Origin of the sequence: Streptomyces sp. NPDC020875 (assembly GCF_040641415.1) — a bacterium.
Classification (GTDB): domain Bacteria; phylum Actinomycetota; class Actinomycetes; order Streptomycetales; family Streptomycetaceae; genus Streptomyces.
Genome location: NZ_JBFADP010000030.1, coordinates 1 through 23,086, shown reverse-complemented (window position 1 = coordinate 23,086; position 23,086 = coordinate 1). Strand labels below are relative to the sequence as shown.

Annotated in this window: 15 protein-coding genes; 10 read left to right on the top strand and 5 right to left on the bottom strand. The window is 74.8% G+C overall.

Annotated elements, in window-relative coordinates:
* The first annotated feature begins 1 nt into the window (after position 1).
* The 3 genes from AB0G74_RS18825 to AB0G74_RS18815 all read left to right on the top strand — a co-directional run bounded on the left by AB0G74_RS18825 (position 2) and on the right by AB0G74_RS18815 (position 5,487).
* The gene (locus AB0G74_RS18825) at positions 2–2,212 is read left to right on the top strand and encodes a serine/threonine-protein kinase (protein ID WP_361147516.1); all 2,211 of its coding nucleotides are present in this window, start codon (positions 2–4) and stop codon (positions 2,210–2,212) included.
* Between the two features lie 721 nt (positions 2,213–2,933).
* Positions 2,934–3,884 carry a LysR family transcriptional regulator gene (locus tag AB0G74_RS18820; RefSeq protein ID WP_361147642.1) on the top strand — a complete coding sequence of 317 codons (951 nt, stop codon included), beginning with the start codon at positions 2,934–2,936 and terminating at the stop codon, positions 3,882–3,884.
* Positions 3,885–3,894: 10 nt separating this feature from the next.
* Positions 3,895–5,487 carry an NAD(P)/FAD-dependent oxidoreductase gene (locus tag AB0G74_RS18815; RefSeq protein WP_361147513.1) on the top strand — a complete coding sequence of 531 codons (1,593 nt, stop codon included), beginning with the start codon at positions 3,895–3,897 and terminating at the stop codon, positions 5,485–5,487.
* 123 nt (positions 5,488–5,610) lie between these two features.
* Here the strand turns inward: AB0G74_RS18815 and AB0G74_RS18810 are convergent, their stop codons facing one another.
* Positions 5,611–7,440, bottom strand: coding sequence for a serine hydrolase (locus AB0G74_RS18810; protein ID WP_361147510.1), 1,830 nt, complete (start codon positions 7,438–7,440; stop codon positions 5,611–5,613).
* A gap of 679 nt (positions 7,441–8,119) precedes the next feature.
* Between AB0G74_RS18810 and AB0G74_RS18805 the strand changes: the two genes are divergently transcribed.
* The 5 genes from AB0G74_RS18805 to AB0G74_RS18785 all read left to right on the top strand — a co-directional run bounded on the left by AB0G74_RS18805 (position 8,120) and on the right by AB0G74_RS18785 (position 16,369).
* Positions 8,120–9,226 carry an ionic transporter y4hA gene (locus tag AB0G74_RS18805; RefSeq protein ID WP_361147508.1) on the top strand — a complete coding sequence of 369 codons (1,107 nt, stop codon included), beginning with the start codon at positions 8,120–8,122 and terminating at the stop codon, positions 9,224–9,226.
* Between the two features lie 342 nt (positions 9,227–9,568).
* Positions 9,569–12,175, top strand: a complete 2,607-nt coding sequence (lanKC, locus tag AB0G74_RS18800; protein WP_361147505.1) for a class III lanthionine synthetase LanKC — start codon at positions 9,569–9,571, stop codon at positions 12,173–12,175.
* Positions 12,176–12,206: 31 nt separating this feature from the next.
* Entirely contained in the window at positions 12,207–12,335 is a 129-nt protein-coding gene (locus AB0G74_RS18795) for a SapB/AmfS family lanthipeptide (RefSeq protein WP_358826587.1), read from the top strand.
* Positions 12,336–12,707: 372 nt separating this feature from the next.
* Positions 12,708–14,456 carry an ABC transporter ATP-binding protein gene (locus tag AB0G74_RS18790; RefSeq protein WP_361147501.1) on the top strand — a complete coding sequence of 583 codons (1,749 nt, stop codon included), beginning with the start codon at positions 12,708–12,710 and terminating at the stop codon, positions 14,454–14,456.
* Positions 14,453–16,369: an ABC transporter ATP-binding protein gene (locus tag AB0G74_RS18785; protein ID WP_361147498.1), complete on the top strand. Its 1,917-nt coding sequence runs from the start codon at positions 14,453–14,455 to the stop codon at positions 16,367–16,369. The genes AB0G74_RS18790 and AB0G74_RS18785 overlap by 4 nt, the downstream gene beginning before the upstream one ends.
* 78 nt (positions 16,370–16,447) lie before the next feature.
* Here AB0G74_RS18785 and AB0G74_RS18780 read toward each other — a convergent pair whose 3' ends face one another.
* Complete coding sequence (locus AB0G74_RS18780; protein ID WP_361147495.1) at positions 16,448–17,053, bottom strand: response regulator transcription factor; 606 nt, start codon at positions 17,051–17,053, stop codon at positions 16,448–16,450.
* 613 nt (positions 17,054–17,666) lie between these two features.
* Here AB0G74_RS18780 and AB0G74_RS18775 point away from each other — a divergent pair.
* On the top strand, positions 17,667–18,605 hold the full coding sequence (locus tag AB0G74_RS18775) for a DMT family transporter (protein WP_361147640.1): 939 nt from the start codon (positions 17,667–17,669) through the stop codon (positions 18,603–18,605).
* A gap of 101 nt (positions 18,606–18,706) precedes the next feature.
* On the opposite strand, the gene AB0G74_RS18770 is transcribed toward AB0G74_RS18775, so the two are convergent.
* From AB0G74_RS18770 to AB0G74_RS18760, 3 genes are read right to left on the bottom strand one after another with little or no spacing between them, the layout of a single operon-like run.
* The gene (locus tag AB0G74_RS18770; protein WP_361147492.1) at positions 18,707–19,564 is read right to left on the bottom strand and encodes a hypothetical protein; all 858 of its coding nucleotides are present in this window, start codon (positions 19,562–19,564) and stop codon (positions 18,707–18,709) included.
* A complete protein-coding gene (locus tag AB0G74_RS18765) occupies positions 19,561–20,553 on the bottom strand; it encodes a fatty acid desaturase (RefSeq protein WP_361147489.1) in 993 nt (330 codons plus the stop codon). The genes AB0G74_RS18770 and AB0G74_RS18765 overlap by 4 nt, the downstream gene beginning before the upstream one ends.
* Before the next feature lie 8 nt (positions 20,554–20,561).
* Positions 20,562–21,683, bottom strand: a complete 1,122-nt coding sequence (locus AB0G74_RS18760) for an amidinotransferase (protein WP_361147486.1) — start codon at positions 21,681–21,683, stop codon at positions 20,562–20,564.
* A gap of 761 nt (positions 21,684–22,444) precedes the next feature.
* Here AB0G74_RS18760 and AB0G74_RS18755 point away from each other — a divergent pair.
* Positions 22,445–22,945: a hypothetical protein gene (locus tag AB0G74_RS18755; protein WP_358826582.1), complete on the top strand. Its 501-nt coding sequence runs from the start codon at positions 22,445–22,447 to the stop codon at positions 22,943–22,945.
* Positions 22,946–23,086 lie beyond the last annotated feature (141 nt).

Genomic DNA, 23,086 nt, shown 5'->3' with positions numbered 1-23,086 from the left:
GATGGCGGAGACCAGGCTGATCCAGGGCCGGTACCGGCTGCTCGATGTGATCGGGCGCGGCGGGATGGGCGAGGTATGGCGCGCCCAGGACGAGGCCCTCGGCCGGAACGTCGCCGTCAAATGCCTCAAGCCCATGACGCCCCATCACGACACCGCCGTCACCGGCGTCCTGCGCGAACGCTTCCGCCGGGAGGCCCGGGTCGCCGCCGCCCTCCAGCACCGGGGCGTCACCGTCGTCCACGACTTCGGCGAGGACGACGGCGTCCTCTTCCTGGTGATGGAGCTGCTCGACGGACGGAACCTCAGCCAATTGCTGGAGGACAACGCCAACCATCCGCTGCCCGTCGCCGAGGTCGTCGACATCGCCGTCCAGGTCGCCGGAGCCCTCGCCTACACCCACGACCGGGGCGTCGTCCACCGCGATCTGAAACCCGCGAACATCATGCGGCTCACCGACGGCACGGTGAAGATCTGCGACTTCGGCATCGCCCGCCTCGGCGACATCGCCACCACCTCCTCCCGGCTCACCGGAACCGGGATCGCCATGGGCACCCCGCACTACATGTCGCCCGAACAGATCGGCGGCGGCCGGACCGTCGACCACCGCAGCGACCTCTACTCCCTGGGCTGCGTCCTCTACGAGATCGCCACCGGCGTCCCGCCCTTCGACGACGAGGACGCCTGGGCCGTCCTCGTCGGACACCGCGACACCGTCCCCCAGCCGCTGCGGGTCCACCGCCCCCAGATCCCCGACTACTTCCAGAGCGCCGTACTCGACCTGCTCGCCAAATCCCCCGACGACCGGCCCGCCCACGCCCGCGACCTCGGCCGGCGGCTCACCCCGCCGACCGGCGAACCCACCCCGGCCACCACGCCCGACGCCGGACCGGCGCCGCTGCCCGCCTGGCCGGTCTGGGGCCGCCGGATGACCGGCGGCCACCAGGCCACGGCCACCGGGCCGCGCCCCCTGCTGCCCGACCCGGCCGCCGGACTCACCGGCGAATGGACCACCGGAACCGCGGCCCGGCGGGCCGCCGCGCCCCGGCCCGTACGCCGGGAACGGCCCACCCCGTTCCCGGAGGCGCTGGCCGTCCTCGCCAGCCGCCACAGCGCCGGACTCAGCCTCGGCAGGCTCGGCCGCTGGGAGGAGGCGGGCGAGGTCCACCGCTCCGTCGCCGCCGAACGCGAGCACACCCTGGGCCCCGACCACCCCGACACCCTCGCCAGCCGCTACGAGGTCGCCTTCACCCTCAGCCGCACCGGCCGCGCCGAAGACGCGCTCCGGGCCTTCCAGCAGGTCGCCGACGGCCGGGAACGCGCCCTGGGCGCCGACCACCCCGACACCCTCGCCGCCCGGCAGGAGACCGCGTACGTCCTCGGCCAGCTCGGCCGCCATCTGGAGGCCCACGACGGCTACACCGTCGTACTCGCCGCCCGCGAACGCACCCTCGGCGCCGACCACCCCGACACCCTGCGCTGCCGCCACAACCTGGCCTTCAACCTCAACCGGCTGGGCCGGGTCGAGGACTCCTTCCGGATGGCGGGCGAGGTCGCCGCCGCCCGGGCCAGAGTCCTCGGCGCCGATCATCCCGACACCCTGGTCACCCGGTACGAGGTGGCGTACGCCCTCGGTCAGCTCGGCCGCTGGCCCGAGGCGCTGGCCGCCTACCGCGAGGTCGTCGCGGCCCGGGAACGCGCCCTCGGCGCCGACCACCCCGACACCCTCGCCGCCCGCTACGAGGTCGGCATCGGCCTGGGCCGCCTCGGGCACGGCTCCGAAGCCCTCGACCACTACCGGGACCTGGTCGCCGACCGGATCCGGATCTCCGGCCCCGACGACCCCGAGACCCTGCGCGCCCGCCACGGCATCGGGGTCAACCTGGGCCGGCTGGCCCGCTGGCCGGAAGCCCTCGACCAGGCCCGCGACATCACCGCCCGGCGCGAACGCGTCCTCGGCCCCGACCACCCCGACACCCTCGTCAGCCGCCGGGAGATCGCGGTCGCCCTCGGCTGGCTCGGCCACTGGCAGGAAGCCCTCACGGCCTACACGACGGTGGCCGAGGCCCGCGCCAGAGTCCTGGGCGCCGACCACCCCGACGCCCTGGCCAGCCGCAACGACGAGGCCCACTGCCTGGAACAACTCGGCCGCCACGACGAGGCGATGGCCCTCTACCGCCGCGCGGCATCCCTCCGGGACGGCCGGTCGGGCTAGCCCGTGTCGTCCACATCGCGCCCGGCCCGCGACGCCCGGCCCCGCATTCGGGTCCCCCGGGCGGAGCCCTGGGGCGTTGTCGGGATTCCCGGGTACGTCCGGTACGGGGGAACCCGCCCCTGGCTTCGCCCGGGGCCCCACTGCCCTTGCGACCGCACGCACCGGACGCCGCGGGCCCCGTCCTTCGCACGGACGGCGCCATTTCGATGACACGGCCCAGGCCGTCTCTTGCGGACCCTGCCGGGCTCGTGTGCCCCGGCACGCGCGCCCCCGGGCCCAGTGGTCTGGGCGGTACCCCCACGTCGCGTTGTCGTCCTTCGCCCATGGCCCCCTGTGCCCGGCGGCACGGGCGGGGGTCCCCGGCGTTGTCGGGATTCCCGAGTACGTCCCGTACGAGGGAACCCGCCTCTGGCTCCGCTGGGGACCCCCACCGCCGTCGTGACCGCACGCACCGGACACCGTGGGCGCCCGCGTACCCGACAGACGGTGCCGCTCTCCGCACCCGAGGGGCTCGACGGGGCACCCCGGCGACACCCCGCGCCTCCGCGCCCGCGCGTGCCGGGGCTCGCGCGCTTCGCGTGGGCCGACCGTCGGCGGCCGTCCGCGCCCCGCGCCCCGGGCCACCCCTGAACCCGCCGCGGCCACCCCCCGGCACCGGCCGGGGATCGTGCGGGGCGGGCGCCCGGGGGCCTAAGCTCGGGACGTGCTCGACGTGAGGCGTATGCGGGTGCTGTGCGCTGTGGTCGCCGGAGGGTCCGTCACCGCGGCCGCCGCCCGGCTGGGATACACGCCGTCCGCCGTGAGCCAGCAGGTGGCCGCGTTGGAACGGCAGACCGGGACCGTACTGCTGGAGCGGGCCGGACGCGGTATCCGGCCCACCGCCGCCGGACGGCTGCTGGCCGAACACGCCGTCCTCATCGGACGGCAGATCGCCGAGGCCGAGACCGCCCTCGCCGACCTCCGGGCCGGACGCACCGGACGGCTGGTGGTCCGGTACGCGGCGGGCTGCGGCGCCCCCCTGGTCGCCCCGGCGCTGGCCCGGCTGCGGGCCGCGCACCCCGAGGTACGGATCGACATCGCCCCCGGCATCGCGTCCGGCGACGACGCCCTCGCCGACGTGGCGCGCGGACTGGTCGACCTGGCCGTCGTCGCCGACGCCCCCGGACTGCCGGGCCCCGCGGGCGGCGTACGCGGCGTATGCGAAGGGGTTAGGCTCGAACACCTGCTGGACGACCCCTACCGGGCCCTGCTGCCCGCCGGACATCCGCTCGCCGCCCGCCGGGTCGTGGACCTCGCCGAACTCGCCCTGGAGCCGTGGATCGTCTCCGCCGCCCCCGGCCCCGACCCGGCCCGCCGCCCCTACCCGTACACCGTGGCCGGGGCCGCCCCCGACATCGTCGTCGGCGGCGAGGACCACGCCACCGTACAGAGCCTGGTCGCCGCCGGGCTCGGGGTCGCGATCGCCCCGGCGCTCGGCCTCGGGGCCCGCCAACCCGGGATCGCCGTCCGCCGGATCCGCGGCCCCGAACCCGTACGGCCGTTGCGCGCCGCCGTCCGCAGCGCGCCCGGCGGCCACCCGGCCCTGCTCCTCCTCCTCGACGCCCTCCGCGACACCGGCACCGGCACCGAACCCGGTCCGCCGAGGGTCCCGCGCGCGGCCCGGGCGGGTTAGGGTCCGCCTCATGGACGTGCCATCCGTACCGCCCGTGCCGCCGCCCGACCGGCCCGAACAGCCCGGACGGCCCTCCCGGTCCGGCTATGACGCCGTGATCGTCGGCGGTGGCCACAACGGCCTGGTCGCCGCCGCCTATCTGGCCCGCGCGGGCCGCTCCGTCCTGGTCCTCGAACGGTCCGCCGCCACCGGTGGCGCCGCCGTCTCCACCCGGCCGTTCACCGGCGTCGACGTCCGGCTCTCCCGGTACTCGTATCTGGTCTCCCTGCTCCCCGACACCATCGTCCGGGACCTCGGACTCTCCTTCACCGTACGGAAACGGACCGTCTCCTCCTACACCCCCCACGGCGCCGGCGGACTGCTGGTGGGGGCCGGACGGACCCGGGAGTCCTTCGCCGCGCTCACCGGCGGCGACCACGAGTACCGGGCGTGGCGCGCCTTCCAGGACCTGACCGGGCGGGTCGCCCGCCGGGTCTTCCCCACCCTGACCGAACCGCTCCCCACCCGCGCGGAGCTGCGCGCCCGGATCGACGACGACACCGCCTGGCGGGAGCTGTTCGAGGAGCCGCTCGGGGCCGCCGTCGAGCGGCGGTTCCGGCACGACCTGGTCCGGGGCGTGGTCCTGACGGACGCCCTGATCGGCACGTTCGCCGACGCCCACGACCCCGGCCTGGCCCAGAACCGCTGCTTCCTCTACCACGTGATCGGCGGCGGCACCGGCGACTGGGACGTCCCCGTCGGCGGGATGGGCGCACTCACCGACGCCCTTGCCGCCGCGGCCCGTACCGCGGGCGCCGAGATCGCGGTCCGGCACGAGGTCACCGGCATCGCCTCCGACGGCACCACCGCCGAGGTCGGCTACCGCACGGCCGACGGCGACGGCACCGTCGCGGCCCGCCACGTCCTGGTGAACGCCGCGCCCCGGGAACTGGCCCGGCTGTTCGGCGACGAGCCGCCAGGACCCGCCCCCGAGGGCGCCCAGTTCAAGGTGAACATGGTGCTGCGGGCGCTGCCCCGGCTCAAGGACCCGACGGTCGACCCCCGGCACGCCTTCGCCGGGACGTTCCATGTCTCCGAGGGGTACGGACAGCTCGCCGCCGCCTACCGGGAGGCGGCGGCCGGACTGCCGCCGACCGCCCCGCCGTCGGAGATCTACTGCCACACGCTGACCGATCCGTCGATCCTCGGCCCCGGCCCGGCCGCCCGCGGACTGCACACCCTCACCCTGTTCGGACTGCACACCCCGGCCCGGCTGTTCACCGCCGACCACGACCGGGCCCGGGCCGAACTCCTCACCCGTACCCTCGCCGAACTGGACTCCCACCTGGCCGAGCCGATCGCGGACTGTCTCGCCGTCGACGCCGACGGCGCCCCCTGCCTGGAGGCGAAGACACCCCTCGACGTGGAACGGGAGCTGGGTATGCCGGGCGGGCACATCTTCCACCGGGAGCTGTCGTTCCCGTACGCCGCCGAGGACACCGGGCGGTGGGGCGTCGAGACCCGGCACGCCAACGTCCTGCTCTGCGGCGCGGGCGCGGTCCGGGGCGGTGGCGTCAGCGGGATCCCCGGACACAACGCGGCGATGGCGGCCCTCGGCCGCTGAGGGCGGGGCGGGGCCGCCGCGCCACGGGGACCGTCCGACCGGCTCCGGGCGCGCGCGTCGTCCGGCCGTTCCCGAGCACCGTTCCGCCCGGCCGCTCCCCGGCGTCCGCCCCGTCGGCCGCCGTCAGTCCTCCGACGCCGTCCAGCCCACCGGTTCGATCCGTGCCGCGTCGCGCGGCCTCGTCTCGTCGAAGACCGTACGGTGCCCGTCCTCGACCCGGATCCCGTCCACGTACACCCCGCGTCCGACATACCGCCGGTCGGTCGTGTACCGCCAGCGCAGCCGCAGCCCGGTGGAGCGCCACGGCGACAGATCGGCCGTCAGCCGGTGCCAGACCCGGCCCGAGTAGCCGGTGACCGCCCCGGTCGGATGCTCCAGGTCCGGTGCTCCGGCCCTGGAGGTACGGAACGGCACCGGCGACCAGGTCGTACCGCCGTCGGTGGTGGCCTCCAGGAAGAGCGCGTCGGCGGCCGGTTCGGTGTCCCACCACATCGAACAGCGCAGCCGCTGCCGTCCCGCCGGGCCGGAGACCCCGGAGAAAGCGGGCAGTTCCGGCAGGGTCAGGGTGGCCGTGGTGCCGGAGGCCGTACCGGCGAACCAGGCGGTCCGGCCGCGGGCCGGGCGGACCGGTACCGCGCGGGCCATCCGGTCGGCGGCGGCGACCCGGGGCGCGCTGCCGGACCGCCAGGTGCGCACGGGATGCACCGAGTTGCCGAGGACGACCAGGAACGAGTCCGTCGTCGGGTCCAGGACCAGGCTCGTCCCGGTGAAACCGGTGTGCCCGGCCGTCGCGGGTGTGGCCATCGCGCCCATGAACCAGTGCTGGTTCAGCTCGAAGCCCAGACCGTGCTCGTCCCCGGGGAACGCGGTGTTGAAGTCGGTGAACATCAGCTCCACCGACTCGGGGCGCAGGATGCGCGCCGTCCCGTAGGAGCCGCCGTTGAGCAGCGTCCGGGCGAGGACCGCGAGGTCCCAGGCGTCGGAGAAGACCCCCGCGTGGCCCGCGACCCCGCCGAAGGAGTACGCGTTCTCGTCGTGGACCTCGCCCCACACCATGCCCCGGTCCAGCCCGGACCACGGCGGTCTGGCGTCCTCGGTGGCGGCGATCCGCGGCCGCCACGACGGCGGCGGGTTGAACCGGGTGCGCTCCATCCCGAGCGGCCCGGTGATCTCGTCGTGGAGCAGTACGTCCAGCGGACGTCCGGTGAGCCGCTCCAGAATCAGCTGGAGGGTGATCAGATTGAGGTCGGAGTATACGTACGCGCTCCCCGGCGCCGACGCGGGCCGCTCGGCCCAGAGCATCCGCAGCTTGCCCTCCCGGGTCGGCTCCCGGTACAGCGGGATCCACGGCCGGAAGCCGGAGGTGTGGGTGAGCAGCTGCCGTACGGTGATGTCCTCCTTGCCCGCCGAGCCGAACTCGGGGAGGTACGAGGCCACCTCGGCGTCCAGCTCCAGCGCGCCCCGCTCCACCAGCTGCACGGCGAGGATCGAGGTGAAGAGCTTGGACACCGACGCCAGGTCGAAGACGGTCTCCCGGGTCATCGGGATCCGCTCCTCCGGCGGGAGTTCGATACCCGTATCGGTCCGCTCGTCGTATCCGGCGTACCGGCGGGCCAGCCCGATCGGCCGGTGCAGCGCGACCGTACCGCCGCGCCCCGCGAGCAGGACGGCCCCCGCGTACCAGGGGCGGGTGGGGGAGGGGCGGAGAAAGGACTCGGCGTCGCCGACCAGCAGATCGAGCTGGTCGGCCAGCAGTCCGGCCCGGTCCGGGCGGCCGTGCCGCAGGGTGGGCCGGGCACCGCCCCGGACGGCCGGGCGGCTCCCGCCGGGCCCGGGTGCCGCACGGGCGAAAGGCACCGGGCCCAGCGCCAGCGCGCCGCCCAGGGCCAGTACCCCCAGGCCCACACTCCTCCGGCCGATGCCGCTGCCCTCCGCCGTCGCGTCCTTGGTCACCCGCGCCTCGATTCGTCGCGTACCGCTGAAAATATCTTTCGTCGAGCCGTTCCGAGATGAAACGTTCTTCCGGCGCGCCGCCGCTGTCAACAGTTTCTCCGGGCACGGCCGTTGACGAGATGTCACCCGCCACCCCGCGAAAACAGCCCCCGGCGTCCCCCCGACCCGATGCGCACGACTGCCTTCGACGCGACGGCCCGCGGCCCGGTGGGGGCTGCTCGCGCAGTGTGCTTTCCCCGGAGCGCGCCTTGCTTCCGCAAGGAAGGGGCAGGTGGGGGTGTTCAGGGGCGCGGGGAACTGCGCGACAAGCCACGATGGTGGTGCGGACGGCGAACTACATCAGGCTGCCGGGCGAGACCCGGCGTTGTGGACCTCACCCGGAGGGCCAAGGCGCTGGGGGTCCCCCCATTGCCGAAGGCATAGGGGGCGGAACTGCGCGACAAGCCACCGGCGGGCCGCGGACCGCGTACAACAGAGGGCCGCCGGGCGGGGCCCGGGTTTGTGGGCCTCAGCCGGAGGGCCAAGGCGCTGGGCCCAGCACCGAAGACACCGGCGGCCCGCAGACCGCCGACAGCCCCGGCCGCCGGGCGCGAGCCCGGTCGGTCGCGGCGCCCGCCCCGCTCCACCATCGGCGCAACTCCCCGCGCGCCCCGCCCCCGCCGATGGCACCGTGGCGGTCATGAAGACCGGCACCGGGCAGCCAGCGCTCCTGTCTCAGTGGACCACCTGGGCGCCGGTGGTCGCGGTGATCTCCCTCGCCGCCGGCTGGGGCCGGGAGCTGCCGGGTTTCGCGGTGGCGCTCTTGGCGGTCTGTCTTTTCGCGGCGGTACTCGCCGCGGTCCACCACGCGGAGGTCGTCGCCGTCCGGGTCGGTGAGCCCTTCGGTTCCATCGTGCTGGCCGTCGCCGTCACGGTGATCGAGGTCGGTCTGATCGTCATGCTGATGATCGGCGGCGGCGACAAGGCGGCCACGTACGCCCGGGACACCGTCTTCGCCGCCGTCATGATCACCTGTAACGGGATCGTGGGCATCTCCCTGCTGGTCGCCACCCTGCGCAACCGGATCGCCGTCTTCAACGCGGAGGGATCGGGCGGCGCGGTGGCCACCGGCACCGCCCTGGCCACGCTCACCCTGGTCCTGCCCACCTTCACCACCAGCAAGCCGGGCGCCCAGTTCACCGGTACCCAGCTCGCTTTCGCCGCGGTCGCCTCCCTGCTGCTGTACGGCCTCTTCATCGGCGTCCAGACGGTCCGCCACCGGGACTACTTCCTGCCCGTACGCCCCGACGGCTCCCCCTGCGGGCCGGACGAGCACGCCGAACCGCCCACCCCGGCCGAGACCTGGTGGAGTCTGGGCCTGCTGCTGCTCGCCCTGGTCGGGGTGGTCGGCAACGCGAAACTCATCTCGCCCTCGATCGAGCGGGGCGTCGCGAACGCCGGTCTGCCCAGCGCCTCCGTCGGTGTGGTCATCGCCATGATGGTGCTGCTCCCGGAGACCCTGGCGGCGGTCCGCGCCGCCCGCAACGGCCGGACGCAGACCAGTCTCAACCTCGCCTACGGCTCCGCGATGGCCAGTATCGGACTGACCATCCCGGTGATCGCCCTGGCCACCATCTGGCTGCCGGGCCCGCTGATCCTCGGCGAGGGTCCCACCAATATGGTGCTGCTCGCCCTCACGGCCGTGGTGAGCGCGCTGACCGTGGTGCCGGGACGGGCGACCCTGCTCCAGGGCGGGGTGCATCTGGTGCTCTTCGCCGCGTTCGTCTTCCTCTCGTTCAGCCCGTGACCGTACCGGGCCCCCGAAAGCGCCGGGCTCCTCTCCGCCCGGGCGGCCCCCGCCCCTGACCGGGGCGTATCCCGTCGTACGCGATACGGGTCCGCCATGGGCGCGCCCGTTCCGTACGCCCCTCCCGCGCGCCCCGTCCGTGCGCGGTCCCATGTGCTACTCACATGTCCCCCATGTGACCACTGCATGAACGAGACATGACATCAGTGACTGTCCGTCCACCGGGCCCGGATGGAAGTGTCGACCACGCCGCGAGGACCCCGGACGAACCACCGGACCGGGCCCGGCGGCCCCCGGCAGCGGGGGAGCGACCCCGACGGCACCCGAGGGAGAGGGAGACGAGTGAACCCGGAGTACGGCGCGTACTGCCAGGCCGACGGTGACTTCTACGACGCACCGCACCGCGCCCACGGCACCGCCGGCCCCGACGCCTCGCTCTTCGCCCCGGCCCGTGACGCGGTCCCCGACGGCTGGGAGACCCACCCCGGCGGCGACTGGCTCGGCTTCCACCCCGTCGGCACCGAACTGCCCGCCCAGGGCTGGAAGATCCATGTCTCGGCCGCCGCCGAAAACGCCCCGTCCGTCCTGCGCCGGGTCCACGACTACTGTCTGACGCACCGGATCCCGCACAAGTTCGTCCCCGCCCCCCGGCTGCTGCACGTCCGCAACGCCAAGTACGCCGACCGCGGGGGCAGCGGCAAGTTCATCACCGTCTACCCGCTCGACGACGGCTCCTTCCAGCGGATCTGCGAGGATCTGACGACCCTGCTGGAAGGCGAGCACGGACCGTACGTCCTCAGCGATCTGCGGCTCGGCGAGGGACCCGTCTACGTCCGGTACGGCGCCTTCGCCGCCCGCTACTGCCTCGGCGCCGACGGCCGCCCGGTCCCCGCGATCGAGAACCCCGAGGGCGTCCTCGTCCCCGACCCCCGCGGCCCGTCCCTGCGGACCCCCGCCTGGGTCACCCCGCCCGGCTTCCTCCGCCCGCACCTGGAGGCCAGGGCCGCCCTCGGCACCACCGGGATGCCGTACGAGATCCAAGCCGCCCTGCACTTCTCCAACGGCGGCGGCGTCTACCGGGCCCGTGACACCCGTGACGGCTCGACCGTCGTCCTCAAGGAGGCCAGGCCCCACGCCGGGCTCGCCGCCGACGGGGCCGACGCCGTAGCCCGGCTGGAGCGCGAGCGCGCGGCGCTCGAACAGCTCGCCGGACTCGACTGCGTCCCCGCCGTCCACGAGGCGTTCGACATCGGCGGCCACCACTTCCTCGCCCTGGAACACATCCAGGGGCACACCCTCAACACCCTGCTCGCCCGGCGCTTCCCGCTCAATGTGCCCGAGCCGTCCGCCGAGGCCGCCGCCGAGCACGCCGCCTGGGTCGCCCGGATCCACGACCGCGTCGAGGCCGCCGTCCGCCGGATCCACGACCGCGGCCTGGTCTTCAGCGATCTGCACATGAACAACATCATGGTCTCCGAGGACGAGACCCGGGTGGTCCTGCTCGACTTCGAGGCCGCCTTCCCGGCAGCCGACGAGAACCGGCGCCAGACCGTCGCCAACCCGGCCTTCGTCGCCCCCGCCGACCGCACCGGCACCGGCATCGACCGGTACGCCCTCGCCTGCCTCCGGCTCGCCCTGCTGCTGCCGCTGACGACGCTGTTCTTCATCGACCGGGGGCGCGCCCCCCGGCTCGCCCGGGACGCGTCCCGGCTCTTCGGCATCGATGAGGCCCCGCTCGCGTCCGCCGTCCGGGAGATCGTGCGCGGCACCCCCGCCGAACACGGCCCCGGGCCCGAGGTCCCCGAGCCGGCCGACTGGCCGCGCAGCCGGGACTCCATGGCACGGGCGATCGCCGCCTCCCTCAGCCCCGAACGCGACGACCGCTGCTTCCCCGGCGACATCACTCAGTTCAGCACCCCCGGCGGGGGGCAGAACTTCGGCACCGGCGCCGCCGGAGTGCTCTACGCGCTCCACGAGACCGGCGCCCCGCCCTGCCCCGAGGCCGAGGAGTGGCTGCTCGCCCGGACCAAGTCCGTGGCCCCCGGCACCCCGCCCGGATTCCACGACGGACTCGCGGGCATCGCCTGGACCCTGCACCGCCTCGGCCACCACGACCGGGCCGCCGAACTCGCCCGGCTCGTCGCCGACCAGCCCCTCGACCGGTTCTCCGCCGACCTCCACAGCGGCCAGGCGGGTATCGCCCTCGCCCTCGACGACCTCGCCCGGGACGCCTCGGGCCGGGACGCCGCCGTCCTGCGGGCCGCGGCCGACCGCTGCGCCGGATACGCCGCCAGGTCCCTGACCGAGGGCAGGCCGTCGCCCCGGACCGGACTGCTCCACGGCGCGACCGGACTCGCCCTCCTCTTCGTCCGCCGCTACGAGACCACCGGCGACCCGGCCCTGCTGGATCTGGCCGCCGCCGCGCTCGGCCGCGACCTCGACCGCTGCAAGCCCGGCGCCGGGGACGCCCTGCTGGTCGTCGAGGGCAAACGGCTGATGCCCTATCTGGGCGCGGGCAGCGCCGGTATCGCCCTCGTACTCGACGAGTATCTGGCCCACCGCCACGACGAACGGTTCGAGGCCGCCCGCCGGGCGATCGCCCCCGGCACCGGCTCCGCCTTCTACGTCCAGCCCGGTCTCTACCGGGGCGTGGCCGGACTCGTCCTCCAACTCGCCCGCACCCCGGCCGGCGACCCGGCCGAACGGGACCGCGCGATCGCCCGCCACCTTGGCCTCCTCGGCCTCGAAGCCACCCCCTACCAGGGCGAACTCGCCTTCCCCGGGGAGCAGCTGATGCGCCGGTCGATGGACCTGGCCACCGGCACCGCCGGAGTGCTGCTCGCCCTCGGCGCGGTCTTCGGGGAACCCCCGGCGACCCTGCCCTTCCTCACGCCGCACCGACGCGGCCCACAGACCGGCCCCACCCAGGGGTCGCGCACCACCGAGTAACCAATCGTCCCCACGAAAGAAGGAGAACGTCATGGCGCTTCTCGACCTCCAGGCCCTCGACACCGTCGAGGAAGAGGCGTTCGGCGACGTCGAGACCGGGAGCAACCTGAGCCTCACGTCCTGCGGCCACCACAGCTACCTGAGCCTGCTGGCCTGCTGACGCCTACCCGGCGTAAGGACCGGTCCCGGGCCACGTGCCCGGGACCGGTCCCGTCCGTGGTGCGCCCGGGACCGCCGCACCTCCGCCCCGCACCCGGAAGGACCGCCCGCGTATGACACCCCGCCGGATCCGCCGGCCGGACCCCGCCCGCCGCGCCCGCCGGACCCCGGCACGCCCCGGCGGCCCGACCGCCCGCACCCCTTCCGGCGGTCCTTCGGGCAGTCCTTCGGGCCGGGTGGGCGCCCCTCTCCGCGCCGCGGTCTCCCGAGCACATCCCGTACGAGGGAAACCCGGCGCCCCGCGGACGCCCGTCCCGCGCGCCGCCCTCCGGACGGACGTCCCCGCCCGCCGCGCCCACGCCCGGCGGCTCCCGTGACCCGCCGTCACCGTCCCGGGCCGCCGGCCGTCCCGGGCCGGGCCGTACCCGTCGTCCTCGTCGTCTGCTCGGTCGGCGCCGCCCTGGCCGCCCTCGCCCTGCCCGCCGCCCTCGGCCACACCCTGGACCGGGCCGTCTCCGGCCACGGCGTCCCCTGGACCGGGCTGGCGCTCTGCGCCGGACTCACCGCCGCCGAGGCGGGACTCGACGCCCTCGTCGTCCTGCTCGGCGGCACCGGAACCGCCGTCCGCGCGGCCCGGCTGCGGACCGCCGTCGTCGACCGGCTGCTCCGCGCCGCCCCCGACCGCGCCGGTGAACTGCCGCCCGGCGACCTCACCACCCGGGCCACCGCCAACGCCGCCGACGCGGCCTCCGTCCCCGTATCGGCCGCCGCCGCCGTCGCCGCGGCCGTACTGCCCGTCGGGGCGGTCGCCGCCCTGCTCGCCGTCGACCCGTGGACCGGGCTCGCCCTCGTCGCCGGGCTGCCCGCCGCCGCCCTGCTGCTCCGGGTCCTGGTCCGCCGTACCGCCGACGCCGCCGCCGACTACCAGCGGGAACAGGCCACCGTCGCGACCCGGCTCACCGAGGCCGTCGACGGGATCGCCACCGTACGCGCCGCCGGAACGGCCGCCCGGGAGCACCGGCGGATCACCGAACCCCTCACCCGGCTCACCGCACACGGCCATCGCACCTGGCGGATCCAGGGCACCGCCACCGGACAGGCGGCCGTACTGATGCCGCTGCTCACCGTCGTCGTCCTGGCCGTCGCCGGAACCCGGCTCGCGGTGGGCGCGCTCACCGTCGGCGAACTCCTCGCCGTGTCCCGCTACGCCGTCCTCGCCATGGGCCTCGGCGCCCTCACCGCCACCCTCGGCGCCCTCGCCAGGGGCCGCTCCGCCGCCCTCCGCCTCGAACCACTGTTCGCCCTCGAACCCGTACCGCATCGCGGCCTCACCCTCCCCGCCGGAGGAACCGGACGGCTGGAACTCCGCGACGTCGGCGTCCACCGCGACGGCCGCGCCCTGCTGACCGGTGTCACGCTCACCGTGCCCGGCGGCACCTCCGCGGCCGTCGTCGGCCGCTCCGGCGCGGGCAAGTCCCTGCTCGCCGCCGTCGCCGCCCGGCTCACCGACCCCGACACCGGGACCGTCGCCCTCGACGGCGTACCCCTCGACGGAGTCGACCCGGTACGGCTCCGCCACGACGTCGCCTGCGCCTTCGCCCGCCCCGCCCTGCTCGGTACGACCGTCGAGGACACCGTCGCCCTCGGCCCCGACCGCCCGGACCCCGCCGCCGTCGACGCCGCCCTGAAGGACGCCTCCGCCGACGGCTTCGTCGCCCTGCTGCCCCGGGGACGCCGCACGGCACTCGCCGACGCCCCCCTCTCCGGCGGCGAATACCAGCGCCTCGGTCTGGCCCGCGCCCTCGTCCGGCCCGCCCGGCTGCTCGTCCTCGACGACGCCACCTCCAGCCTCGACACCGTCACCGAAGCCCGGGTACGGCGCGCCCTGGACCGCCGCGCGGGCGCCGCCACCCGGCTCGTCGTCGCCCACCGCGCCGCGACGGCCGCCGCCGCCGACCGGGTCGTCTGGCTGGAGGACGGCCGGATCCGCGCGGTCGGACCGCACCGGGACCTCTGGCACGACCCGGCCTACCGGGCCGTCTTCGAACCCCCCGAAGCGGCGGACGAACCCCCCGGGCCGGTGGACGAAACCGCCGGGACGGCACCGGGAGTACGGCGGTGACGGCGGCGGCACCCGGATCCGAACGGCACCCCGCCACGGGCGCGGTCCGCCGGGTCACGGCCGAGGGCGTCCCCTTCCTGCGGACCCGGCGCCGCGCGCTCCGGCGGCTCGCCGCCTGGTCCCTGCTGGAGTTCGCCCAGACCTTCACCGGCGGCTACGCCGTGGCCCGCGCGCTCGACGACGGCTTCCTCGCCGGATCGACCACCACCGGCATGCTCTGGCTCGCGCTCTCGGCCGTTGCCGCCGTCCCCGCCCTCCTCGCCCAGCGGGGCGTCTTCGCCGCCCTCGCCGGGCTGGTGGAACCGCTCCGGGACGGACTCGTCCGCCGGGCCGCGGCCCGGGCCCTCACCGACGGTCCCGACCGGCCCGGTGCCGCCGGACCGGCCGTCTCACGCGTCACCCACCAGAGCGAGATCGCCCGCGACGGCTGGGCCGGACTGGTCCTCGCCGTCCGGGGCTTCGTCTTCACCGCCGCCGGGGCGGTTGCCGGACTCGCCGCGCTCTCCCCGCTGCTGCTGATCGTCGTCCTGCCGCCGCTGCTCGCCGGTACCGGACTCTTCCTCGCCACCCTGGCCCCGATGGGCGCCCGGCAGCGGGCCTATCTCGACGCCGACGAGGAGTTCGCCGCCCACACCGGACGGACCGCGGCGGCGCTCCGCGATATCGCCGCCGCCGGGGCCGCCGGACCGGTGGGGGAGCGGAGCCGGGAACTCGCCGAGGCACAGACCGGGGCGGCCCGGTCCCTGGCCCGCTGGAGCGCCGTGCGGGTCCTCGCCCTGGCCGTCGGCGAACGGCTCCCCCCGCTGCTGCTGCTGGCCGCCGCGCCCTGGCTGCTGTCACGCGGGCTCACCACCGGCGAACTCGTCGGCGCCTTCGGCTATCTGACGATGTCCCTGGGACCCGCCCTCAACGCCCTGCTGGCCGCACTCGGCACCGCCGGGGGACGGCTGCTGGTCGTCCTCGACCGCTTCACCGGCCCGGTGACCCTGCCACCCGACCCTGCGGAGGATCCGGCGGCCGAGCCCGGAGCAACCGCCGCCGGGCCCGGCGGCCTCCCCGGCACCGGCCCTCGGACCGGCGCGACCACGGGAGGACCGGCCCCCGAGCCGCTGCCGCGCCCGGTGTCCCCGGCGGCGTCCACGGCCGTGCCCCGGGCCGAGCTGCGGTCCGTCTCGTTCGCGTACGGCCCCCACGCCCGGCCCGTACTCGACGGGCTCGATCTGCGGCTCGACGCCGGGGACCATCTCGCGGTCGTCGGCCCCAGCGGCAGCGGCAAATCCACCCTCGCCGCCGTCCTCGCGGGCCTCACCACCCCCACCGGCGGCGAGGTCCGCTGGCTGGGCCGCCCCGTCCCGGGCGCCGAACCCACCGCCGTCCGCACCCTGCTGCCGCAGCGGCCGTACGTCTTCACCGGCACGCTCCGCGACAATCTGCGCTATCTCCGCCCCCGCGCCCACGACCGGGAGATCGCCGCCGCCGTCGCCGCCGTCGGGCTCGACGCCCTCGCCGACCGGCTCGGCGGTCTCGACACCGTCCTCGACCCCCGGCTCCTCTCCCAGGGGGAGCGGCAGCTCGTCGCCCTGGGCCGGGCCCATGTCGCCACCGCCCCGCTGCTGATCCTCGACGAGGCGACCAGCCATCTCGACCCCGGCGCCGAGGCCCGGGCCGAACGCGCCCTCGCGGACCGCGCCGACACCCTCGTCGTCATCGCCCACCGGGTGACCTCCGCCCGCCGGGCCGCCCGGATCCTGGTCATGGACGGGACCCGGACCGAGTACGGCACTCCCGGCGAACTACCCGCGCGCTCCGCGTTCTTCCGCGAACTGACCGGTGTCCGGCCGGACCCGCCGACGCCTCCCCCGGAGTCCGCCCCGTCCACGCATCCGTCGGATCTCGCCCGCCGGCCTCACTGACCCCACCGGCCCGTTCGGTCCCGCCGGTCCCGGCGGTCGCGGTGGCCGCAGTGCTGTCCTCGGGCCCGGGCGGCGGACTCAGAGCCAGCCGAAGTCTCTGGAGAGCCGTATCGCGTCCAGTCTGTTGCGCCCGCCCGTCTTCCGTATCGCCGCCGCCAGGTAGTTCCGGACGGTACCGCTCGCCAGATGCAGGGCGCTGGCTATCGAGGTCACCGACTCGCCCTCCGCGGCCAGTTCCAGTACCCGTAACTCCCGGGGCGACAGCGGTACCTCCGACGCGCGCAGGAGGCCGAAAGCGAGCGATTCGTCGATATGTCTGCCACCTGCCGCCACCTTGTTCACCGCGGCTCCCAGACTGCCCACGGGACCGAGCTTGTCGACGTACCCGGTGGCCCCGGCGTCCCCGGCGCGGCGCAGGTCACCCGTCCGGTCGGCCCGGGCCAGCACCACCAGACCGGGGCGGAACTCCTCATCGGCGCGCAGTGCCTCCATGAAGGTCAACACCTCCATGGAGTGGGGACACTCCAGGTCGGTGACCACGACGTCCGGTGGACATTCCACCACCGCCTCCTTGACACCGCCCTTGTCCGTCGCCCGGATCACCAGGCTCCCGTCCTGACCGAGCAGACAGGCCAAAGAGGCCCGCCACAGCGAAACCGCGTGGACCAGCAGAACGCTTGTCATGTGATGTTCCTCCACTTGTGACTCCACACCTCCAGCGCGTGCGGCAGACGCGCTGTGCGCCACTGTTAACCAGTTCAGCACGGTTGAAACGCGCACCACTGACTAAGTGACTAATACGCCCGGTGGCGCCCGGCCGCTGGCCGAATCCACGTCCGGAATATGACCTACCGGTAACTCCTATTCGAATATTGTTTTACGCCTTTTCCCGGACGGTATCCGGCCGGTCAACGCCCGCCCCACACCGGGGCCGAGCGGAAAAACCCGCCGGAAACCGGACCGGGGCACCGGGCCGGCCCGCCTCCGCCCCGGCGGGGCCGATCATTCCGGCGGCCCGCGGCTCGCCGGAAGACCGCCGAGGCGGCCCGTCGCGAAGGGGACCGGGAAAGTCCGGAAGATCGGCGGGAACCCGAGGGCCGTACCGGCACCGATCCCCTACGCTGCCCCCATGCAGACCACGGCGCTCGCGCCGCCCGCCGCCTAGGCGGGCCGCCGGGAGATACACCGGCGCGTCACCGAGGCGGTGACGCGTCCCAGGGCTGTGCCCGCGAAGGAGTCCACGACCTTTCACTCCGTCGGGAGATCCCTCGTGTCGAAAACCACCGCGACAACCGCCGTGCCACGAACGGCCCCCCACTCGGTACGCCGGGGCCTCGCCGCCCTCGCCTTCGCCGGTATCACCTGGGGCACCACCGGGGCGGCCGTCGAGATCGTCTATCGTTCGAGCGACCTCGGCCCGATGGCCGTGTCGTTCTGGCGCTTCCTCAGCGGGATGGCCCTGCTGGTCGCCGCCGCCGCGCTGCTGTCGGCGCTCCGCCCGAGGCCCTCGACTCCCAGGCCGCCGCTGCGGCGACGCCTCGCCCTGTTCGCCGGTACGGGTATCGGGCTCGCGGTCTTCCAGACCGCCTACTTCGGCGCCGTCCAGGCCACCGGGCTCGCGGTCGGCACCATCGTCACCCTGGGGGCCGCGCCCCTGTTCACCGCCGCGGGCGGCCGGATCTTCCTGGGCGAGGGCATCGGCCGGGGCGGTACGGTCGCGGTCGGCGGCGCCCTGACCGGGCTCGCCGTCCTGGTACTCGGCAACGAGCCGAGTGTCGTCCGCCCCGACGGTGTGGCGCTGGCCCTGCTCTCCGCGGCCGGCTATGCCGCGTCCAATGTCCTCGGCCGATGGACCGGGCGGGACGGCGCGGGAGAGGACCCGTACACGCTCACCGTCTGGTCGTTCGGGGTCGGGGCCGCCGCGACGCTGCCCCTGGCCTGGGCCGAGGGGCTGCTCCCGGCGACCGCCGAACCCGGCCGGGTGGTGCTGCTGATGCTCTACGTCGCCACTGTCACGACGGCCTTCGCCTATCCGCTGTACTTCGCGGGCGCGGCCGTCGTCCGGGCCGCGACCGCGTCGGTGGTGATGCTGATCGAACCGGTCAGCGCGGCGGTCCTGGCGGTACTGCTGCTCGGTGAGCGGCTGACGGCCGCCACCGTTTCGGGCACGGTGCTCCTGCTCGGCGCCATCGCCGGGCTCGCGGTGGCCGAGTCACGGCTGGCCCCGGGGGACTGACGGGTATTCCGGGGTTCAGCGGGTCGGGGGTTCCGGGTGGCGTACGCGGCCGGAACCCCCGACCCGACCAGTGGTCCGGCGCGGCCCTGACGCGGACCCGCTCAGGTCCAGCGGATCAGTTCGCCCCGCTCGCCGATCGAGGTGAAGCAGGTCAGCAGCAGCCGCCGGGCCCGAGGTTCCGGCGGCTCCCCGCCGAGGACCGCGTGGACCAGATTGCCGTTGATCACACAGAGGTCCCCGGTGGCCACCTCGACCGTCAGGGACGGATGCCCGGTCAGCAGCTCCGGCGGATAGGGGAAGCCGCTGTGGGTGAGGCCGAGCGCCGCCCGGCACGCGTCGTCCGGCTCGACGTTCCACAGCCGCAGCGCACCGGTGCCCCGGGGGACCCGCGGATAGACGTTGACCGCCATCACCCGGGTCAGCCGCTGGATCTCGAAGCCGTGCTGCAGCGGATCGCCGAGCTGGGCCACGTCGTCGTGCGGCATCAGCTGGTACGCCCCGGTCTGGTTCCAGCACACCGCCTTGGACCGGCCCGCGGCCCGCCCGTCGTGGACCGCGGGCCGGGTCCCGGGCACGGTGCCCCGGGCCACCAGTTCGTCGCAGAGCGCGGCCACCGGGTCGGCGATCCCCTGGTAGAGGGCGTCGACGGCCTCGGCCGACTCCGCGACGGCGTCCAGATAGTCCGCCGTCGTCCGCTCGATGTGGGAGGCGCCCAGCACATAGCCCTCCACGCCGTCCCCGCCGTCGCCGTAGCGGGGCGTGAGCCGGGGCGACGCGTCGAAGGCCGCGACGACGGCGGCGCACTCCACCGGCGTCAGATAGCCGCTCACCCGGTACGCGGCCAGTTCGCCCCGGAGTACGGCGAGTACGGCGGCGACGTCGACGGCCCCCGCCCCGGCGCCGGAGGTCTCGTACAGCCGGAACCCCTCCGGCGGCAGCGTCACGCCCGTGAGCGTCATGACGGCCGCCCGGATCCGGTACCGGGGCGCGGTACGGGTCCCGGACCGCCGTCCGCCGCCCGGTGCAACTGCGGTCTGCGGCGGTCGAGGAAGCCCAGCATGGCCGGGACCGGGCTGACGATCCGCGGCCGGGCGTCGAGCCGGGCCCGGTTGCGGTCGTGGACCTCCCGCATCCGCGACCAGTGCGTGCCGGGGCTGAGATGGTGCTCCTGGTGGTAGCCGTCGTTGAAGGTCAGCAGGTTGTACAGCCGCCCGTAGTGGCTGACCGAGTCGGCCGCCCGGTGGCCGGGGTCGGCGCCGTAGTGCCGGTAGTAGTTCTGGACGTTCACCATGGTCAGCGCCGCGAAGAAGGCCGGCAGATAGCTGAACAGGGTCCACTGCCAGGAGATCGCCGCGAACAGCGCCAGGGAGAGCACGTGCGCGGCCCGGTCGGCCCGTATCTGCCGCAGTTCCCGGCTCCGGCGCGGCTCCCGGCGGGACGCCAGCGCCAGCAGGGCCCGCTCCTTCGGCCCGACCCGCCAGAGCCGGGCCGTGTACGCCACCTCCTTGGCCCGGTCGGCCAGGGTCTCCAGGGCGCCCCCCACCGCGTACGGCAGCAGCGGCGCGTGGCCGCCGTCCCGGCCCCGGCGGTAGGTCGACGTGGTGTCCCCCGTGGTGCCGTCCGCGCCGGGGGCGTCGTTGTTGTACCGGTGGTGGTTGCGGACATGGGTGAACTGGTACGCCCGGACCGACTGGCCGATATTGACCGAGTTGAGGACCGAGACGGCCGCGTTCAGCCGGGCCGACACGAACCACGGCACATGGGTGAACAGATGGGAGACGACCACGATGTTGTACGCCGTCAGGACGGCCAGGACCGATGTGCCCGCGACCCGGCCGAGGACGGAGGCATCGTCCCACCGGACGGCCAGCCACAGGGTCACGGCGAACTGTGCCGCACTGAATCCCAGCAGTAGCGCGTCCTTCGGGGTGTTCCGCCAGATCTTCATCCCTCCCCCTAGAAATAGGTTTGCAGCGACCCTCGCCGCCGGACATCGAGCGTGGCGCAGTGGAACGATCCGCCGAAGCTGTTGAAGTTCCGGAAATCGCAGGGAATCGGAGTGAATCCAAAATTTCGCAGAGCCTTGATCATGGGCTCGTCCTGCCGCTCCACGACGACCCGCTCCTCGTCCAGCATGAGGACGTTCATATTGATCCATTTACTGGTCAGATAGAGCGGATGGGAATCCGGGATGATCGGCCGGGGCGCGCTCATCACATCCCACCCCTTGAACAGCTCCGGCACTTTCGGAACTCGTTCCGGATGGATCAGCAGTTTCCCGGGGGCCAGTGGTATCAGAGTGGCGTCGATGTGCATGGGATGCGGATCGGCGAATTCCAGGACATGGATCCGGTAGTCGTCGCCGAGCTGGCGACGGAGCCACTCGATACCGAACGCATTGGTGACATGGCTTCTCTGGGCGATGATGTCCCGCCCGCAGCGGATGAAGTCGGCGGCGTCGAAGGTGGGCTCGAACTCCGTGACCACCGTCCTGACCGGTCCGTCCGGGCCGGGCTCGGTCCACTCCGGGTCGTACTGCTCGTCGGTCAGCTCCGGCTTCGGCCCGGCACTCCAGCGCGCCCCGCCCCGGAAGTACTCCTTGAGCAGCGGCCGGTAGGCCAGCGCCTCGTAGTAGCGGGAGCGCCAGGCCATCGGGCATTCGATGATCTCCTCGCCGACGACCAGCAGGGCGTCCCGGGGCATCGCCGCGTACATCCCCGTACTGGTCCAGTCGAGGGTGGCGTACGGACGCCGCTGGGGGATCGGTTCGGGTCTGCGGACCGTGACCCCCTCGGCCCGCAGGATCCGGGCGAACTCCTCCAGTTCGCGGCGGGCGGCCTCGATCCGCTCGGCCGGGAAGGGGCGGCCCGCCTCCCGGGCGAAGGTCGCGTGCTGCTCCGCCGGGACGACCGGGGGCAGCGCCCGGTGCCAGGGCGGGAAGGAGGCTCCGTCGACGATCCCGACGATCACCTCCTCCAGCGGATCCCATTCGGTGTGGGACCGGACCGGCGATCCCGCCCCGGCGGCGGGGCGTGCGGCGGTCCGGTCGGCTGCGGCGTTCCGGGCTTCGGTGGTCAACGTCCACTCCTCACGGCGCGGAGTGCCGCCGGGCCGGGGGGTTCACGGCGGCGACGGCACGGCTGGCGGAGAAAGGCGGGTCACGGATGTCGAGCCAAGGAGATTCGGCGATCCGGGGCAAGGCGCCGGGGCCGGAACCGGCCGGTGACACAGTCCCGGCGAATATGCCGAACGTCGAGTCCCGCGATCGTTCCGGCCGGGCCGCCCGACGGTCCGCGGGGCCGTGAGGCGTACCGGCTGACCTGCCGTCATCCCGGCCCGCGCGGCTGTCGACCCCGGGTGGCCGTCCGGCGTTCCCGCCCCGGCCGCCCCGGCCGGATCCGGGCCGGGCCACCGTTTCACCCTTTGTCCGAGAAGCGGGTGATGTCACCCCGGCCGGTGTCCGCGGCGGTACCGGGCGACCGGTCCGTTCGGGCCGCACGGCGGGGCGTACGGACCCGGCGCACGGACCGCGGTGTACCGGCGCTCCCACTGCTGCCCGCTTCTGGTGCAAGGGGGCATGCCGGAGAGCCGCTCCGGGGCTGAAAGGTCCCTCAGGCCCTCGACCCCGCGCCCCTCCGCAGCCGTCGCGCCGGACTCTCGACCTCGACCTCCACCTCGACCTCCACTTCGACCCGAGGGTGAGGGCCGACCCGTTCGGCGGAGCCTCGCCGCCGCCCCGGCGAAGGCCGCCGGACCGATCCGGATCGGCCGGCCCGCCGACCGCCTGACGGGGCCCGCCCGGAGTCCGGCCACCGGGCCGGGCCACGTACCATGGCGGTATGTCCTTCCTCCGCCGCCGCAGCCCCGCCACACCCGCGGGCCCGGACTTCGACGTCCTGGCCATGGACCCGGGGGACTGGCCCGGAAATCTCGGCGCGGGACTGCTGCCCGCCCCCGACGGCACCTGCCAGGGCGTCTTCCTCCGGTACGACCTGTTCGGCGGCCGCGGCCCCGCCATGATCATCGGCAATCTGCCGGAGGGCTCCCCGGCCCGGGAGCTGGAGGAGGGCCAGGTCCCCTTCGAGGTGGCCCAGCTGCTGCTCGCGCTGGAGAACGACGAGCCCGTCGAGGTCACCGGCTCCGAGGACGTCCCCGTGATGCAGGGCGACAATCTGCTGATCGTCCGGCGGCTGAAGCTCACCGAGAGCCGGATCTCCTGCGTCCAGTTCGACCGCAGCGACAATGTCCTGGTCACCATCGCCAGCTGGGACCGCCCCATCACGGACGATCTGTACGCCCTGCTCAAGCCGCTGCCCGCGGAGCTGTTCCAGCAGGGCTGAGCGATTCCGGCGCGGGCCGGGCCGCCCCCCCGGGGGGGGGCCCGGGCGGGGGCGTTGCCCGGCGGGGGGCCGGGGGCCGGGGGGCCGGGGGGCGCCCCCACCCCCCGGGGGGCCGCGCCCCGCGGCGGCGCCCCCCCAGAG

What these genes read in the sequence shown, in the direction of transcription:
- AB0G74_RS18825 (WP_361147516.1), top strand. Translation starts at nt 2, where the DNA reads ATGGCGGAGACCAGGCTGATCCAGGGCCGGTACCGGCTGCTCGATGTG.
- AB0G74_RS18820 (WP_361147642.1), top strand. Translation starts at nt 2,934, where the DNA reads ATGCGGGTGCTGTGCGCTGTGGTCGCCGGAGGGTCCGTCACCGCGGCC.
- AB0G74_RS18815 (WP_361147513.1), top strand. Translation starts at nt 3,895, where the DNA reads ATGGACGTGCCATCCGTACCGCCCGTGCCGCCGCCCGACCGGCCCGAA.
- AB0G74_RS18805 (WP_361147508.1), top strand. Translation starts at nt 8,120, where the DNA reads ATGAAGACCGGCACCGGGCAGCCAGCGCTCCTGTCTCAGTGGACCACC.
- AB0G74_RS18795 (WP_358826587.1), top strand. Translation starts at nt 12,207, where the DNA reads ATGGCGCTTCTCGACCTCCAGGCCCTCGACACCGTCGAGGAAGAGGCG.
- AB0G74_RS18780 (WP_361147495.1), bottom strand. Translation starts at nt 17,053, where the DNA reads ATGACAAGCGTTCTGCTGGTCCACGCGGTTTCGCTGTGGCGGGCCTCT.
- AB0G74_RS18770 (WP_361147492.1), bottom strand. Translation starts at nt 19,564, where the DNA reads ATGACGCTCACGGGCGTGACGCTGCCGCCGGAGGGGTTCCGGCTGTAC.
- AB0G74_RS18765 (WP_361147489.1), bottom strand. Translation starts at nt 20,553, where the DNA reads ATGAAGATCTGGCGGAACACCCCGAAGGACGCGCTACTGCTGGGATTC.
- AB0G74_RS18755 (WP_358826582.1), top strand. Translation starts at nt 22,445, where the DNA reads ATGTCCTTCCTCCGCCGCCGCAGCCCCGCCACACCCGCGGGCCCGGAC.